The organism is Streptomyces sp. NPDC001568 (assembly GCF_042893755.1).
In the GTDB taxonomy this organism is placed as follows: Bacteria; Actinomycetota; Actinomycetes; order Streptomycetales; family Streptomycetaceae; genus Streptomyces.
Genome location: NZ_JBIAVF010000014.1, coordinates 1 through 15316, shown reverse-complemented (window position 1 = coordinate 15316; position 15316 = coordinate 1). Strand labels below are relative to the sequence as shown.

Genomic DNA, 15316 nt, shown 5'->3' with positions numbered 1-15316 from the left:
GGCGGCCGAAGGTGCCGCACTTCACGGCGGGGCTTTGCGAAATCTGTTCGCGGTAGCCCCTCCCGCACCCACAGAATCCGCCCATGAAGCCGATCACGCTGACCACCGGCCGCCTCGCCCTGGCGCCCTTCACCCCCGCCGCCGAGGACGAGGTGTACGCCGCCGCGCAGGACCCGGACGTCCAGCGCTGGACGATGGTCCCCTCCCCCTACGAACGCGCCCACGCCCACCACTTCGTGAACGAGGTGGTCCCCACCGGATGGCGCGAGGACACCGCCTACTCCTTCGCCGTACGGATCGCGCCCGACGGCCCCCTGGTCGCGGCCCTGGGCATCCACCGGCGCGACCCGGACGTCTTCGAGATCGGCTACTGGGCGGTCAAGGAGCACCGGGGCCGGGGCTTCATGACCGAGGCCGTCACGGCCGTCGCCCGCTGGGCCTTCACCGAGCTGGGCGCCGTACGACTGGAATGGCGCGCGGAGGTCGGCAACGCGGGCTCCCGCGCCGTCGCGCGGAAGGCCGGCTTCACGATGGAGGGCCTGCTGCGCGGCGCCCTGCGCAAGGACGACACCACCCGTGACTGCTGGATCGGCTCGCTGCTGCCCTCCGACCTCGGCCTGACCCCCGCGCTCGCCCACCTCCCCGCTGTCGGTGGCCCGGCCTAGGCTGCGGATCATGACGAGCCTGCCGCAGCCGACCCTGTCCCTGTCCGCCGACGAGGCCCGCCGCATCGCCCTGCGCGCGCAGGGCTTCCTCGGGGCGCCCGACCGCAAGGGCGGGGTCCGCGGGGTGCTGCGCCACCTCGGCGCCGTACAGCTGGACACGATCTCGGTCCTGGCCCGCTCGCACGAGCTGATCCCGTACGCCCGCCTGGGCGCCGTCGGCCGGAGCACCGTCGAGCAGGCCTACTGGTCGCAGAGCCACGCCTTCGAGTACTGGTCGCACGCCGCCTGCATCCTGCCGATCGAGGAGTGGCCGCACTTCGCCTTCCGGCGGCGCGCGCGCCGGGCGCGCGGCCACCGCTGGCACGTCCTCCAGGACAAGGAACGTTCGACGGCGGCGGTCCTGGACCGGCTGCGCGCGGACGGCCCGCTGACCTCCACCGAGCTCGGCGGCGCCAAGAACGGCGGCGAGTGGTTCGAATGGTCCGAGACCAAGATCGCGGTGGAGTGGCTGCTCGACACCGGCGAGGTGGTCTGCGCCGAGCGGCGCGGCTGGAAGCGGGTCTACGACCTGCCCGAGCGGGCCGTCCCGGACGCCCTGCTCCACGACGACCTCGACGACCACGAGTGCCTGCGCCGCCTGGTGGCCCTGGCCGGCCGTTCGCTGGGCGTCGGCACCCGCGCCGACATCGCGGACTACCACCGCCTCAAGGGCGAGGAGTTCGACGCGGTCGTCGCGCGATCCGGTCTGGTCCCGGTGACGGTGGAGGGATGGGGCAAGCCCGCCTGGGCCGACCCCGAGGCCCTGGCCTCCGTACCGCGCGGTCGCCACCGCACCACCCTGTTGTCCCCGTTCGACTCGCTGGTCTGGGACCGGCCCAGGACCGAGCGGATCTTCGGGTTCACCCACCGGCTGGAGGCGTACGTCCCCAAACCGCAGCGGATCCACGGGTACTTCGCGATGCCGCTGCTGTCCGGCGGCCGGCTCCGGGGGCGCGTCGACCCCGGCCGCGAGGGCGCCACCCTGGTGGCCCGCCAGTTGTCGCTGACGTCCCCGAAGGCGGCCGGCGCGATGGCCGAGGCCCTGTGGGAGGCGGCCCGGTGGGTGGGCTGCGAGGAGGTCCGCGTCGACCGGGCGAGCAGCGCGCGGGAGGCGGAGGCGGTGACGGCGGAACTCCGCGCGCGTGGCGCGCTCGGCACGTGAGGAGCGCCGGCGCGTGAGGAGCGTCCGCGTCAGCGGATCTCCAGGATCTTCTCCCGCATCGCGTAGACGACGGCTTCCATCCGGGAGTGCAGCTGGAGCTTCTCCAGGATGTTGCGGACGTGGTTCTTCACCGTGTTCTCGGAGATGAACAACTGCTTCGCGATGTCACGGTTGTTCATGCCGGTGGCCACCAACTTGAGGACCTCCAGCTCCCGGTCCGTGAGCCGGGGGGCCGGAACCAGCCGGCGCTCGTCGGTGCGCTGGATCATCGACTTGAACTCGGTGAGCAGCTTCGACGCCATCGAGGGGCTGATCTGCGACTGGCCGTCCGCCACCGCGCGGATCGCCGTCGCGACCTCGTCGGTGGAGATCTCCTTGAGCAGGTATCCCGTCGCGCCCGCCTTGATCGCGTCGTAGAGGTCCGCCTCCTCATCGCTGATCGTCAGCATGATGATCTTCGCGGAGGGCGCCACCTCCTTGATCGAGGTGCAGGCCTCGATGCCGCCGCGCCGGGGCATCCGTACGTCCATCAGGATGATGTCCGGCAGCAGGTCGGCGGCCTTGTCCACGGCCTCCGCGCCGTCGCCGGCCTCGCCGACGACCTGGATGTCCTCCTCCTGCGCGAGGACGATCTCCAGGCCGCGCCGGAAGAGGGCGTGGTCGTCCACCACGAGCACCCGGATGGGCTCGCCGGCCGGGTCCGCGTCCCGACAGCCCGCGCCGTCGTCACCGCGCACCGGCCCGAAGCTGTCCGCCATCGTTCCTCCCCCTGCATGTGCTGAGCTGCTGGGCCGAACCGGCGGGATGGAGCGCCGGCTGACTGCCCGCCATGATTCCACGTCCGCACCGCCGGGCGGGGATCCGGCGAAATCCGACTGGCTCATACACGTCCATGCAGGTGCCCCCGCGGAACGCGCCGTGCGTTCCGCGGGGGCGACAGGATGGGTCAGCCGCCGAGCGCACCGCCCGCGCCGGCCGCTCCCTCGTCGGAGCTGGAGGCACCGTCCGCGTTCAGGTGGACGACGCCGTAGTCGTAGGCGTGGCGGCGGTAGACGACGCTGGGCATTTTGGTTTCGGAGTCAACGAACAGATAGAAGTCGTGGCCGACCAGTTCCATTTCGTACAGGGCCTGGTCGAGCGACATGGGTCCGGCGGAGTGGGTCTTCTCCCGGACGATGAGCGGGCCTTCGCCCTGGACCTCCAGCGGTCCGATCCGGGTGGTCGGGATCCCGTCCGTCGTGTCCTCCCCGACGGGCTCGCCGTTGCCGTTGAGCGACGCGACCCCCGGCACCACATCGGCGACCTCCGCCGCCGGGATCCGGCCGTTGCCGCGGCGCGTGTAGCGCTTGTCGTGCTGCTTGCGCAGCCGGGCCTCCAGCTTGTCCTGAGCCAGGTCGAGCGCCGCGTACGGGTCGGCTGCGGCGGCCTCGGCACGGATCACCGGGCCCCGCGAACGCAGGGTGATCTCCACGCGGTCGGAACGGTCGGCCTGACGCGGGTTGTGCTCCTTGGACACCTCGACGTCCAAGCTGATCACCTTGGCGTCGAGCTTCTGGATCCGCTCGGGATTCAGCTTCTCGGCCACGTGCTTGCGGAACCGCTCGGGCACCTCGGTCTTGCGGCCCTTGACGACGATGTCCACGCAGAACTCCGTTCCCGGAGAGCCTCACCTCGTGCGGCGAAGCGTCTCCCTTTCGCACCAGACTCCGGTGAACACCGGAGCCTCGGACTTGGCGACTTTCACCTCCTCCTCCCCCATCGGCAAGATCTACATCCCACCGACTTCGGAGTAGAGGGCACAGCCTCTTCACGAAGATTCCAAACGGGCGGACTGGTGCTCCGATACCTGGGGCCCAAGGATCGCCAGTTCCTCACAACCGAACATATCTCTCAATGCCGGTTGTCGGCACCCGCTACCGGAACGTACCTCCGTTCAGGTGGCTGTTCCCTCTTACTACCTGCAACGTTGCGCATTCCCCAGCAGTTCCAAATCTATTCACAGGATTTTGGGTCTGTACGGGTACCCGACCGGTTCCGGACGAAGGAGTCCCCCGGCGCCGCCACCACGGCCGCGCCCTCGACCCGCAGCCCGGCCTCCCGCAGTGCCCGGGCGGCCTCCGCCAGCGTGGCCCCGGTGGTGATCACGTCGTCCACCAGCACGATCCGGGCCCCGGCCGTCAGCCCCGCGCCGCCGCGGCGGACCTCCAGGGCCCCCGAGAGGTTCTCCAGCCGCTGCCGGGCCCCGAGGCCCGCCTGGTCCTCCACGCGCCTGCGCTGGCGCAGTACGGGCGCCACGCGCGCGGCCGTACCGGTCCGCCGCAGCCGCGCCGAGGCGGCCAGCGCGACCCTGCGCGCCGGGTCGTGGCCGCGCGCCCGGACGGCCCGCCCGGCCGAGGGCGCCGGGACCAGGACCAACTCCCCCGGCCGGCCGCGGCCGGAGCGGCGCACAGCGGCGGCCAGGGCGCCGCCCAGCGGCCCGGCCAACGGGAGCGCCCCGCGCTCCTTGTGAGCCAGTACGACGGCCCGTACGGCCCCTTCGTAGGGCGCGGCGGCGTACACCGCCGGCAGCCCCGCGGGGGCCGTGGGCCATCCGGCCCCCGGACGTCTCGCCGCGGGACGCACCGGGCCGGCCCCGGACCCGTCCAGCACGCCCCGACAGTCCGCGCACAGCACCGCCCGCGCCGCGCCGCAGCCCGCGCAGTCGGCCGGGAGCACCAGCCCGGAGATCTCCCGCCACCAACCCCGCACGGCCTCACCCCCCGCGTTCCACTGTGGCGGGCCCGCACCGAGCCCGCCACCCCTGTGGAAAACCCCGGGACCGCGGCCCGGACGAACGGCCGACCGGGACGCAGCACGGGCCGGGCCCAGCACAGGCCGGGCGCACCGCCGGGTCCGGACGAGCCGCGGCCGGCACGTACCGCGGGCCGGGCGCCGCCGTCCGCCCCGGACGGACCGCCGATACCGACGCCCCGCAGGCCCGGCGCCCCGCAGAGCCGGGCCGAAGCCGTGGGCGTCAGCCCGGGTACACCGGGGCCTGGCCGCCCGCCGCCACCGTGCGCCACTGCGCACCCGGCGGCAGCCACACGATGCCGTCCTCGCCCGAGTAGGCCACCACCGGCCGGGACTCGTCCTCGGCCGCCGCGATCGCGCTCAGCCCGGTCGCCCCGGGCAGGCTCGCCGCGATCATCGAGCCGTCCGCCAGCATGTAGCGGGCCTGGTCGACCCCGCCGCTCTCCCGGCCCACCACCAGCAGCCGGCCGCGCGGCGCCCAGCTCATCGCCGTCACCTCGGCCATCTGCGGGGCCGCCGGTCGCAGCTCGCGCACCGAGACCCGCGAGGCGTCGCCCTGGCCCTCGGGGCGCTCGATCCGGCCGGTGAACAGGTTCTTGCGGCCGCCCTCCTTCTCGACGAGCAGCGCGAGGCGTACCCCGTCCGCGGAGGCCTTCAGCCCGGTGATCCGCCCGTCCAGTCCGGCGACGTCCACCTTCTGCGGAGTGCCCGTCCCGCCGGGGATCCGCCACAGGCCCTGGGTCTGCGGGTCGAGGTCGGCGACCCACAGGTCGCCGTGGGCGTCCCAACTCGGCGCGGTCAGCTTGCCGTTCTTGCTGGTCAGCAGGGGCTGCGGCATCGGGCCGGCCGTGGTCAGCGTGACCACGTACAGCTCGCGACCGTCGATGGAGACGACCGCGGCGCGCTTCTCGTCGTAGGTGACGGCCGCCGAGCCCACCTTGAAACCGGCGGCGGTGGCCAGCGGCCCGGGCGCCGGCTCCGCCTTGTCCTGCTGTTCCTCGGCGTTGACGCTGAGGAACATCCGGACGAGCCTGAAGTCCTTGTCCACGTAGTACTGGTGCTCGGGGGACGGCGTCGGGCTGACGAACGCGGCGGCGGACGCCGCGGTCACCGAGCACAGCAGCGACTTGCCGTCCGGGCGCAGCAGTTCGACCCGGTCGAGCCGGGAGCCCGTCAGGTCCCGCACGGTGTAGAGGAGTTGGGTCGCCATCTTCTGGCACTGCGGCTGCGCGACGTTGGAGCCGTTGCGGTTGAGCGGGACGCGCAGGGTGTTCTGACCGTCGTACGAGAGGGACTTGGTGCCCTCGCGCAGTTCGGTGCCGGTGGGGAAGCTGGTGGCGACGACCGGACCGAGCCACTTGGAGGGCCCGGCGAGCAGTGACTGGACGGTCTGCGTGGTCGGGTCCATGCGGGATTCGGGGTCGCTGCGCTGGCGGACGTACACCGGGTCGGCGACGAGCGAGTTGCCCGCGAAGTAGTACTTGTTGACCGGCTTGTAGATGCGCTGGAAGTCGGACTCGCTGAGCACGAGGCTGCTGGGCGGGGTCGCGATCCGCCACTGCTTGTCGACCTGGACGAGCTGGAGGTACTCCTCGTAGCGGCCGCCGCCGGTCTCCGGCTGGTAGGCGCTGCGCTCGTCGACGGTCGCGAGCTTCTTGCCGGTGACCTTCCAGCGGGGTCCGTCGGGGTCCTTCTCGCCCTGGACGGGGAGCCGGTCGAGGCCCGCGGACAGGACGGTGACGGCCGAGCCGGGCTTCCAGTCCTTGGCCGCTTCCGCGGTGAGGTACTTGCGGGCGGTCTCCAGCTGCGGGTCGTCGCTGGTCATGGCTTCGAGGAAGCCTTCGACGATGTCGGCGGGGCTCGCCTTGTCGGCGGGCGGTACGCCGAACACCCGGACCTGGGAGTCGACACCCTGCGAGGCCTCGACGGGACGGATCTCGCCGCGGGTCGGCATGGACGCGCAGCCCGACACCAGTACCGCGGTCGCGCCGAGGGCGAGGAGCGCCGTCGCGGCCTTCGACCGCCCGACCTCCGCGCTTCGCGGCCCGCGCTCAGCGTCCACCGGTTCCGTCCTCCTGTGCTGTCGACTGGTCGGCCGGCCTGGCGACGACGCGGGAGCCGCTGCCCGGCAGCGCCGTGGGGTCGGTGGGGACCGGCGGGGCCGTGGCGACGGCCGGGCGCGGCGGTATCGGCGAGCGGTCCTGGCGCTCGGAGCGTTCGGCGGGGCGTCCGGCGGCGCCGGGGCCGCGGCCGGCGGCCTCGGCGGCGGCGCGGGCCCGGTTGCCGCGCGAGTCCTCGGGCTCCAGCGGGATCGGGGATCCGCGCAGGGGCTCGTCGGCGGTCCGGGGCAGGGTGAGCCGGAACTGGGAGCCGCCGCCGGGTTCGCCCCAGGCCTGGAGCCAGCCGCCGTGCAGCCGGGCGTCCTCGACGGCGATGGACAGGCCGAGGCCCGTTCCACCGGTCGTACGGGCCCGCGCGGGGTCGGCGCGCCAGAAGCGGTTGAAGACCCGGGTGGCCTCGCCGGGCTTGAGACCGACCCCGTAGTCGCGTACGGCGACGGCGACGGCCCCGCCCGCGGAGGCGAGCCGGACCACGACGTCGCGGCCCTCGCCGTGCTCCACCGCGTTGACGACGAGGTTGCGCAGCACCCGCTCGACGCGCCGGGCGTCGGCCTCGGCGATGACGGGCTGGGTGTCGCCGAGGACCCGGATCCGGGTGCGCTTGTGCTCGGCGAGGGGTTCGGCCCCGTCGATGACGCGGCGCACGACGTCCCGCAGGTCGATGGGCTCGGCCTCCAGGGCGGCCGCGCCCGCGTCGAAGCGGCTGATCTCCAGCAGGTCGGCGAGCAGCGACTCGAAGCGGTCGAGCTGCCCGGCGAGCAGTTCGGCGGACCGGGCGGTGACGGGGTCGAAGTCGACCCGGGCGTCGTGGATGACGTCGGCGGCCATCCGGACGGTGGTGAGCGGGGTGCGCAGCTCGTGCGAGACGTCCGAGACGAAGCGGCGCTGCATCCGCGAGAGGTCCTCCAGCTGCTGGATCTTGTTCTGGAGGTTCTGGGCCATCTTGTTGAAGGCCTCGCCGAGGCGGGCGATGTCGTCCTCGCCGGTGACCTTCATCCGTTCCTGGAGCCGCCCGGCGGACAGCCGCTCGGCGATCCCGGCGGCCATCCGCACGGGGGTGACGACCTGGCGCACGACGAGCCAGGCGATGGCGCTGAGCAGGACGACGACGAACAGGCCGGCGGTCGCGATGGTGCTCTTGACCAGGTTGAGGGACTCCTCCTCCTGGGTCAGCGGGAAGAGGTAGTACAGGTCGTACGGGGAGCCGTTGATGTCGGTGAGCTGCTTGCCGACCACCAGCGCGGGCTCGGGCGCCTTGTCGCCGACCCCGGCGGTGTACCGAATCTCGGAGAAGGTCTTGAAGGTGCCGGTGGCGTTGTTGACGGCCCTGCGCAGCTCGATGGGGACGCTGGCGGTCGGGTCGACGTTGCCGGAGGCGCGGGCGCCCTTGACGCCCTGGGATCCGGACGCCTGCTCCCCGGAGCCGAGCGCGGCGACCTCGAAGGCGGTCTGGCCACCACTGGCGAGCTGTTTGACGAGGGAGTTCATCCAGGTGCTGGCGTCCCGGCCGACCTTGTTGTCGGTGGCGTCGGGCCCGTCCACCGACAGCGGGGTGTTCGCCTTCTCCTGTGCGACCGCGAACCCGCCCGCGGCCTGGCTCTGCGCGGCCTCCTCCTTGGCGTCGAGGAGGCCCTTGCTGACCTGCGCGACGACGACGAAGCCGAGGGCGAGGACCACGGCGAGCGACATGAGCAGCGTCGCGACGACCACCCGGAGCTGGATGTTGCGCCGCCACAGCCGGACAGCCGGAAGCACCGGCCGGCGTACGAGGCGTACGCAGAGCCGGAGCACGGGGCCGCCGGCCACTCCGTCCGTCACCTGGCGGAGCTGCCGGCCGCCCCACGGGGCTCCCCATCGGGAGCCGCCCCGGGGCTTGCCGGGCTGCACGTCAGCTCGGTCCGGCCTTGTAGCCGACACCGCGCACCGTCACGACGATCTCGGGGCGCTCGGGGTCCTTCTCGACCTTGGAGCGCAGGCGCTGTACGTGCACGTTGACCAGGCGGGTGTCCGCGGCGTGCCGGTAGCCCCAGACCTGCTCCAGCAGCACCTCGCGGGTGAACACCTGCCAGGGCTTGCGGGCGAGGGCGACCAGCAGGTCGAACTCCAGCGGGGTCAGTGCGATGGAGGCGCCGTCGCGCTTGACCGAGTGCCCGGCCACGTCGATGACGAGGTCACCGATGACCAGCTGCTCGGGTGCGGGCTCCTCCGACCGGCGCAGACGTGCCCGGATGCGGGCGACCAGCTCCTTCGGTTTGAACGGCTTGACGATGTAGTCGTCGGCCCCGGACTCCAGGCCCACGACCACGTCAACCGTGTCACTTTTGGCGGTGAGCATGACAATAGGCACGCCCGACTCGGCCCGGATCAGCCTGCACACCTCTATGCCGTCCCGTCCGGGCAGCATGAGGTCGAGCAGCACGAGGTCCGGCTTGGCCTCCCTGAAGGCAGCCAATGCCTTGTCACCGTCCGCTACGAACGACGGCTCAAAACCTTCTCCACGCAACACGATGCCGAGCATCTCGGCCAGTGCGGTGTCGTCGTCGACGACAAGGACGCGTCCCTTCATGCTTGACATCATCCCATTAGCTAATCGTTACCCGGCGGTGAGCTGTCCCACAGCCAAAAGGGCTGGAAATCGCCCCTCGGACCTGCGTGGTGATCAGGACGTCCAGTCTGCCCCGGATCGGCGCGACAATTGAAGGGACGAGCTGCCCGAGATCTTGGAGGGGGAGGGCCGGTCCGTCCGGCGTTCCCCCATGGCACGATGGCAGCCGACCAGCGCGCCCGCCACGGCAGGTGCACGTGAAGGAGCGACGATGAACGACTCGCCGGGCTGGGCCACACCCGGATCCCCGTCCGACGGCCAGGGCTCCGACGGCAACCGGCCGCCCGCCCAGCCCGCCGACGCCCCCAAGTGGTCGGACTCCCAGCCCCCGCCCGGACAGTGGTCGAGCCCCGGGGCGGGGCAGGTCCCGCCCCAGCAGGGCGCCGGCTGGGGCCCGCACGCCCCCCAGCCGGGCGGGCAGCCCGGACAGCAGCCCGGCGCACCGTACGGAAGCCCCTACGGCACCCCGTACGGCCATTCGGGTGGCCCCGGCAGCTGGGGCGGTCCCCCGGCCGCCGCCAAGCCCGGAGTGATCCCCCTGCGGCCCCTGGGCCTGGGCGAGATCCTGGACGGCGCCGTCAGCACCCTGCGCGCCCACTGGAAGACGGTCCTGTCCGTCAGCCTGGTCGTCGCCGCCCTGGTCCAGCTCGGCCTGCTCGCCACCGAGCGCCTGCTGCGCGACAGCCTCGTCGTGTCGACCGAGGAGCCCGCGACCCCCGACGAGCTCGTGGGCCTCATGGGCGACACCATGGTGGCCGGCTACGCCAGCTACTACCTCCAGCTCCTCGGCCTGCTCCTGGTCACCGGCCTGCTCGCCGGCGTCGTCAGCCAGGCGGTCCTCGGCCGGAGCTCCACCGTCGCCGCCCACCTGCGCGGCGTCCGCCCCATGGCCCCGCGCATGCTCGGCCTCACCGCCGTGGTGTTCCTCGGCGCGCTCGCCGCAGGCCTCCTGCCCGCGCTCCCCGGCCTGCTGACCGGCAACGCGGTCCTGACCGTCCTCGGCGCCCCCGTCGGCCTCGTCCTGCTGGCCTGGTTCTTCGTCACCTTCGTCCTCGCGCCGCCCGCCCTGATGATGGAACGCGGCAAGGTCACCGACGCGCTGAAGCGTTCCGCCAAGCTGGTCAAGGGCTCGTGGTGGCGCATCTTCGGCATCAGCGCCCTCACCTGGGTCATCACCTGGATCGTCTCCATGATCATCGCGGTGCCCTTCGCGGTGATCGCCATGATCGTGTCCCCCGACGGTTTCGACGGCCTGTTCGACGGCACCGCCGCGCAGTCCTGGTCCTTCCTGCTCATCACCGCCATCGGCGGGCTCATCTCCCTCACCGTCACGGTGCCCATGCAGACGGGCGTCACCAGCCTCCTGTACATCGACCAGCGCATCCGCCGCGAGGCCCTCGACCTGGAACTCGCCCGCGCCGCCGGCGTCCCCGCCCACGAGGACCACGGCGCGGCCGGCCCGCGGCCCGGCGGCGCCGGACCGGCCTCGGGAGGCTGACGGACGATGGGAACGGGGGGACTCATCGTCACCGGCGCCGCGGCCCTGCTGCCCGGCGCCGAAACACCACCGCTGACGACACCGCGCGAAGCCGCCCGCGAGGCGGCCGAACGCGAACTCGCCAAGCGCGCCTACCACCAGGACGACCCGAGCCTCTTCGAGCGCGGCCTGGAGCGCCTCTGGGACTGGATCGACGGCCTCTTCGAGGGCGCCGCCTCCGTCACCCCCGGCGGCGGCTTCGGGCTCCTCGTCGTCGCCGTCCTGGTCGTCCTGGCCGTGGCCGCCCTCTGGTGGCGCCTCGGTACCCCCCAACGGACGGCCGGCGGCGCGGGCGCCCTCTTCGACGACGGCCCCCGCAGCGCGGCCGACCACCGCACCACGGCCGACGCGCACGCAGCCGCCGGCCGCTGGACCGAAGCCGTCCAGGAACGCATGCGCGCCCTCGTCCGGTCCCTGGAGGAACGCACCCTCCTCGACCCCCGCCCCGGCCGCACCGCCGACGAGGCCGCCGCCGAAGCCGCCGTGTCCCTGCCCGGCCACGCGGGCGATCTGCGCGCAGCCGCCCGCACCTTCGACGACGTCACCTACGGCGGCCGCAGCGCCGACGCCGACGCCTACGCCCGCCTGCGCACCCTCGACCTCACCCTGGAGCGCACCAAGCCGCTCCTGACGGGACCCGCCGCATGACCGGCCCCACCGAGCCCGCGGCCACCTCCGCCCGGCCCGCCGAGCCCGCGACGCCGCCCGCCCGGGGCGACCGGCCCGCCCGCCCGGGAACCCGCGCCGACACCTCCACCGCCCTCACCCGCGCCCAGATCTGGATCCGCGGCCGTGGCTTCCTCCTCGCCCTCGGCATCCTGGTGGCCGCCGCCGTCCTGCTGGCCGGCCTCCGAACAGGGGACCACCACGGGCGCCTCGACCCCCGCTCCGCCGACCCCTCGGGCAGCCGGGCCCTCGCCCAACTCCTCCAGGAACGCGGCGTCACCACCCGCGTCGTCACCAACGCCGCAGACGCCGCCGCAGCGACCGGCCCCGGCACCACCCTGCTGATCACCGACCCGGACCGGCTCGGCCCGTCCCAGCGACGCACGATCCGCTCCGCCATCGACCTCTCCGGCGGCCGCACCGTCCTGATCGCCCCCGACGACGCCCTCCCCGACCTGGCCCCCGCCACCCGCACCGCGGGCCGCGCCCACCGGGACGAACTCGACGCCGCCTGCACCCTTCCCGCAGCCGTCACCGCGGGCCGCGCCGGCACCGGCGGCGACCTCGCCTACACCGCGGCGGCCGGAGCCACCGCCTGCTACCCCAGCGACGGCCATCCCACCCTCCTCGTCCAACCCGGCAGCACCAGGGGCGGCGACACCGTCCTCCTCGGCTCCGACGCGATCCTGCGCAACGAACGCCTCGCCGAACAGGGCAACGCCTCCCTCGCCCTGCAACTGCTCGGCTCCCGCCCGGACCTCGTCTGGTACCTGCCCACCCTCTCGGACATGACCGGCGCCGACGACACCGAGGACAAGAGCCTCCTCGACCTCGTCCCGGCCGGCTGGCACTGGGCCCTGCTCCAGCTGTTCCTCGCCGCCGTCGTCACCGCCCTCTGGCGCGCCCGCCGGCTCGGCCCCCTCGTCACCGAGCAGCTGCCCGTAGCCATCCGCGCCTCCGAGTCCACCGAGGGCCTCGCCCGTCTGTACCGCAAGACCGACGCCCGCGACCGCGCCGCCACCGTGCTGCGCGCCGCCGCCCGCGAACGCCTCGCCGCCCTGGTCGGCGTACCGCCCTCCCAGGCCCACGACCCGCTCTCCCTGGTCCCCGCCGTGCCCGCCCGCCTCGGCGACGGCACCCGCGACGTGACCAGCCTCCTCTTCGGCACCATCCCCGCCGACGACGCGGCACTCGTCGCGCTCGCCGACCACCTCGACGCCCTCGAAAGAGAGGTCCGCACTTCATGACGGCCACCACGGACAGCGCCCGCACCTCCCTGGAAGCGCTCCGCACCGAGATCGCCAAGGCCGTGGTCGGCCAGGACTCCGCCGTCACCGGTCTCGTCGTCGCACTCCTGTGCCGCGGCCACGTCCTGCTCGAAGGCGTCCCCGGCGTCGCGAAGACCCTCCTCGTGCGCGCCCTCGCCGCCTCCCTCGAACTCGACACCAAGCGGGTCCAGTTCACCCCGGACCTGATGCCGAGCGACGTCACCGGCTCCCTCGTCTACGACGCCCGCACCGCCGAGTTCTCCTTCCAGGACGGCCCGGTCTTCACCAACCTCCTGCTCGCCGACGAGATCAACCGCACGCCCCCCAAGACCCAGTCCTCGCTCCTGGAAGCGATGGAGGAACGCCAGGTCACCGTCGACGGCACCCCCCGCAAGCTCCCCGAACCCTTCCTCGTCGCCGCCACCATGAACCCCGTCGAGTACGAGGGCACCTACCCCCTCCCCGAAGCCCAACTCGACCGCTTCCTCCTCAAGCTCACCGTCCCGCTGCCCTCCCGCGAGGACGAGATCGGCGTCCTGACCCGGCACGCCGCCGGCTTCGACCCGCGCGACCTCGCCGCCGCCGGCATCCGCCCCGTCGCCGGCCTGAAGGAACTCGAAGCAGCCCGCGAAGCCGTCACCCACGTCACCGTCACCCCCGAGATCACCGGCTACGTCGTCGACATCTGCCGCGCCACCCGCGAATCGCCGTCCCTGACCCTCGGCGTCTCCCCGCGCGGCGCGACCGCCCTGCTGGCCACCGCCCGCGCCTGGGCCTGGCTCGTCGGCCGCGACTACGTCACCCCCGACGACGTGAAGGCCCTCGCCCTGCCGACCCTGCGCCACCGCGTCCAACTCCGCCCGGAAGCCGAGATGGAGGGCGTCAAGGCCGACGCCGTCATCACCGCGATCCTCTCCCACGTCCCCGTCCCGCGCTGATGGCCCTCACCGGCCGCGCCGCCCTGCTGGCAGCCCTCGGCACCCTCCCCGTAGGCATCCTCGAACCGAGCTGGACGGGCATCCTCGCCGTCAACGGCGGCATCGCCCTGGCCTGCGCCGTCGACTGCGCCCTCGCGGCGCCCGTCCGCAGCCTGCGCCTGACCCGCTCCGGCGACACCTCGGTCCGCCTCGGCGAGAGCGCCGACGTCCACCTCACCCTCACCAACCCGGGCAACCGCACGCTCCGCGCCCGCATCCGCGACGCCTGGCCGCCCAGCAGCTGGCAACCCGGCACCGAGGGCCCCGCCTCCCGTCACGACCTGACCGTCCCCGCCGGGGAACGCCGCCGGCTGACCACCCGCCTGCTGCCCACCCGCCGCGGTGACCGCCGGGCGGACCGCGTCACCATCCGCTCGTACGGTCCGCTCGGCCTGATGTCCCGCCAGGGCACCCACACCGTCCCCTGGACGGTCCGCGTCCTGCCGCCCTTCGCGAGCCGCAAACACCTCCCGTCCCGCCTGGCCCGCCTGCGCGAACTGGACGGCCGTACGAGCGTCCTGACGCGCGGCGAGGGCACCGAGTTCGACAGCCTCCGCGACTACGTGCCCGGCGACGACACCCGCTCCATCGACTGGCGCGCCACCGCCCGCCATCACAAGGTCGCCGTACGCACCTGGCGCCCCGAACGCGATCGGCACATCCTGATCTGCCTCGACACCGGCCGCACCGCCGCGGGCCGCGTCGGCGACGCCCCCCGACTGGACTCGGCGATGGACGCGGCCCTGCTCCTCACCGCCCTGGCCATCCGCGCCGGCGACCGCGTGGACCTGCTGGCCCACGACCGCCGCGTCCGCGCCCAGGTCCAGGGCCGCTCCGCCGCCGACACCCTGCCCGCCTTCGTCAACGCCATGGCGCCCCTCGAAGCGGAACTCGTCGAAACCGACGCACGCTCGCTGGTCTCCACGATCCTGCGCAGCGCCCCGCGCCGCTCCCTGGTCGTCCTCCTCACCAGCCTGGACACCGCCCCGATCGAAGAGGGCCTGCTCCCCCTCCTCCCGAGCCTGACGCAGCGCCACACGGTCGTCCTGGCCTCGGTCGCCGACCCGCACGTGGCGGGCATGACCCGCGCCCGCGGCACCGTCGACGCCGTCTACGAAGCCGCGGCGGGCACCCAGTCCCAGGCCCAACGCCGCCGCACGGCCGACCAACTGACCCGGCACGGAGTTCACGTCGTGGACGCCACCCCGGAAACCCTGGCCCCGGCCCTGGCCGACGCCTACCTCTCCCTCAAGGCCGCCGGCCGCCTCTGACACCCCGGACCAACCACGCAGGTCGGACCCCACCAGGAGGACAGTGGGAGTCCTCCTCCATGTCGTCGTCCACACCCGCAAGGACAGGAAAACCGCCACGGTGCACGGCGGCCCGGCGGTGAACAACCTGGCCGTAAACGCAGAAAAGCCCCGCACCAGTTACCTGGTGCGGGGCTTTCCCACAATGATTGTTCGGCGGCGTCCTACTCTCCCACA

The 15316-nt window shown here is 73.4% G+C and carries 13 protein-coding genes; 7 read left to right on the top strand and 6 right to left on the bottom strand.

Annotation, left to right across the window (positions count from 1 at the left end; translation table 11 throughout):
- Positions 1-83: 83 nt before the first annotated feature.
- Positions 84-665, top strand: coding sequence for a GNAT family N-acetyltransferase (locus ACFY0I_RS25155; protein WP_388899947.1), 582 nt, complete (start codon positions 84-86; stop codon positions 663-665).
- Between the two features lie 10 nt (positions 666-675).
- Positions 676-1866, top strand: a complete 1191-nt coding sequence (locus tag ACFY0I_RS25150; protein WP_388899944.1) for a winged helix-turn-helix domain-containing protein — start codon at positions 676-678, stop codon at positions 1864-1866.
- A gap of 29 nt (positions 1867-1895) precedes the next feature.
- On the opposite strand, the gene ACFY0I_RS25145 is transcribed toward ACFY0I_RS25150, so the two are convergent.
- From ACFY0I_RS25145 to mtrA, 6 genes are all read right to left on the bottom strand, one after another.
- On the bottom strand, positions 1896-2624 hold the full coding sequence (locus ACFY0I_RS25145) for a response regulator (protein WP_388899941.1): 729 nt from the start codon (positions 2622-2624) through the stop codon (positions 1896-1898).
- Positions 2625-2812: 188 nt separating this feature from the next.
- Positions 2813-3508 carry a ribosome hibernation-promoting factor, HPF/YfiA family gene (gene hpf / locus ACFY0I_RS25140; protein WP_388899938.1) on the bottom strand — a complete coding sequence of 232 codons (696 nt, stop codon included), beginning with the start codon at positions 3506-3508 and terminating at the stop codon, positions 2813-2815.
- Between the two features lie 350 nt (positions 3509-3858).
- Entirely contained in the window at positions 3859-4614 is a 756-nt protein-coding gene (locus tag ACFY0I_RS25135) for a phosphoribosyltransferase family protein (RefSeq protein ID WP_388899935.1), read from the bottom strand.
- A 265-nt stretch (positions 4615-4879) separates the two neighbouring features.
- Positions 4880-6718, bottom strand: coding sequence for an LpqB family beta-propeller domain-containing protein (locus ACFY0I_RS25130; protein WP_388899932.1), 1839 nt, complete (start codon positions 6716-6718; stop codon positions 4880-4882).
- On the bottom strand, positions 6708-8693 hold the full coding sequence (gene mtrB / locus ACFY0I_RS25125) for an MtrAB system histidine kinase MtrB (RefSeq protein ID WP_388899929.1): 1986 nt from the start codon (positions 8691-8693) through the stop codon (positions 6708-6710). The genes ACFY0I_RS25130 and mtrB overlap by 11 nt, the downstream gene beginning before the upstream one ends.
- The gene (mtrA, locus tag ACFY0I_RS25120) at positions 8665-9354 is read right to left on the bottom strand and encodes a two-component system response regulator MtrA (RefSeq protein WP_323188307.1); all 690 of its coding nucleotides are present in this window, start codon (positions 9352-9354) and stop codon (positions 8665-8667) included. Before mtrA ends, mtrB begins: the two co-directional genes overlap by 29 nt.
- 238 nt (positions 9355-9592) lie before the next feature.
- Between mtrA and ACFY0I_RS25115 the strand changes: the two genes are divergently transcribed.
- Genes ACFY0I_RS25115 through ACFY0I_RS25095 form a run of 5 tightly spaced genes read left to right on the top strand, consistent with a single transcriptional unit; the run spans position 9593 to position 15100 of the window.
- A complete protein-coding gene (locus tag ACFY0I_RS25115; RefSeq protein ID WP_388899925.1) occupies positions 9593-10879 on the top strand; it encodes a hypothetical protein in 1287 nt (428 codons plus the stop codon).
- Positions 10880-10885: 6 nt separating this feature from the next.
- Entirely contained in the window at positions 10886-11566 is a 681-nt protein-coding gene (locus ACFY0I_RS25110; protein WP_388899923.1) for a DUF4129 domain-containing protein, read from the top strand.
- A complete protein-coding gene (locus tag ACFY0I_RS25105; RefSeq protein ID WP_388899920.1) occupies positions 11563-12831 on the top strand; it encodes a DUF4350 domain-containing protein in 1269 nt (422 codons plus the stop codon). The genes ACFY0I_RS25110 and ACFY0I_RS25105 overlap by 4 nt, the downstream gene beginning before the upstream one ends.
- A complete protein-coding gene (locus ACFY0I_RS25100; protein WP_388899918.1) occupies positions 12828-13790 on the top strand; it encodes an AAA family ATPase in 963 nt (320 codons plus the stop codon). Before ACFY0I_RS25105 ends, ACFY0I_RS25100 begins: the two co-directional genes overlap by 4 nt.
- On the top strand, positions 13790-15100 hold the full coding sequence (locus ACFY0I_RS25095) for a DUF58 domain-containing protein (protein ID WP_388899915.1): 1311 nt from the start codon (positions 13790-13792) through the stop codon (positions 15098-15100). Before ACFY0I_RS25100 ends, ACFY0I_RS25095 begins: the two co-directional genes overlap by 1 nt.
- The last annotated feature ends 216 nt before the right edge of the window (positions 15101-15316 follow it).

Excerpts from the sequence above, each read along its gene's own strand:
- ACFY0I_RS25115 (WP_388899925.1), top strand. The coding sequence starts at position 9,593 with ATGAACGACTCGCCGGGCTGGGCCACACCCGGATCCCCGTCCGACGGC.
- ACFY0I_RS25155 (WP_388899947.1), top strand. The coding sequence starts at position 84 with ATGAAGCCGATCACGCTGACCACCGGCCGCCTCGCCCTGGCGCCCTTC.
- ACFY0I_RS25105 (WP_388899920.1), top strand. The coding sequence starts at position 11,563 with ATGACCGGCCCCACCGAGCCCGCGGCCACCTCCGCCCGGCCCGCCGAG.
- ACFY0I_RS25145 (WP_388899941.1), bottom strand. The coding sequence starts at position 2,624 with ATGGCGGACAGCTTCGGGCCGGTGCGCGGTGACGACGGCGCGGGCTGT.
- ACFY0I_RS25110 (WP_388899923.1), top strand. The coding sequence starts at position 10,886 with ATGGGAACGGGGGGACTCATCGTCACCGGCGCCGCGGCCCTGCTGCCC.
- mtrA (WP_323188307.1), bottom strand. The coding sequence starts at position 9,354 with ATGATGTCAAGCATGAAGGGACGCGTCCTTGTCGTCGACGACGACACC.
- ACFY0I_RS25100 (WP_388899918.1), top strand. The coding sequence starts at position 12,828 with ATGACGGCCACCACGGACAGCGCCCGCACCTCCCTGGAAGCGCTCCGC.
- ACFY0I_RS25095 (WP_388899915.1), top strand. The coding sequence starts at position 13,790 with ATGGCCCTCACCGGCCGCGCCGCCCTGCTGGCAGCCCTCGGCACCCTC.
- ACFY0I_RS25150 (WP_388899944.1), top strand. The coding sequence starts at position 676 with ATGACGAGCCTGCCGCAGCCGACCCTGTCCCTGTCCGCCGACGAGGCC.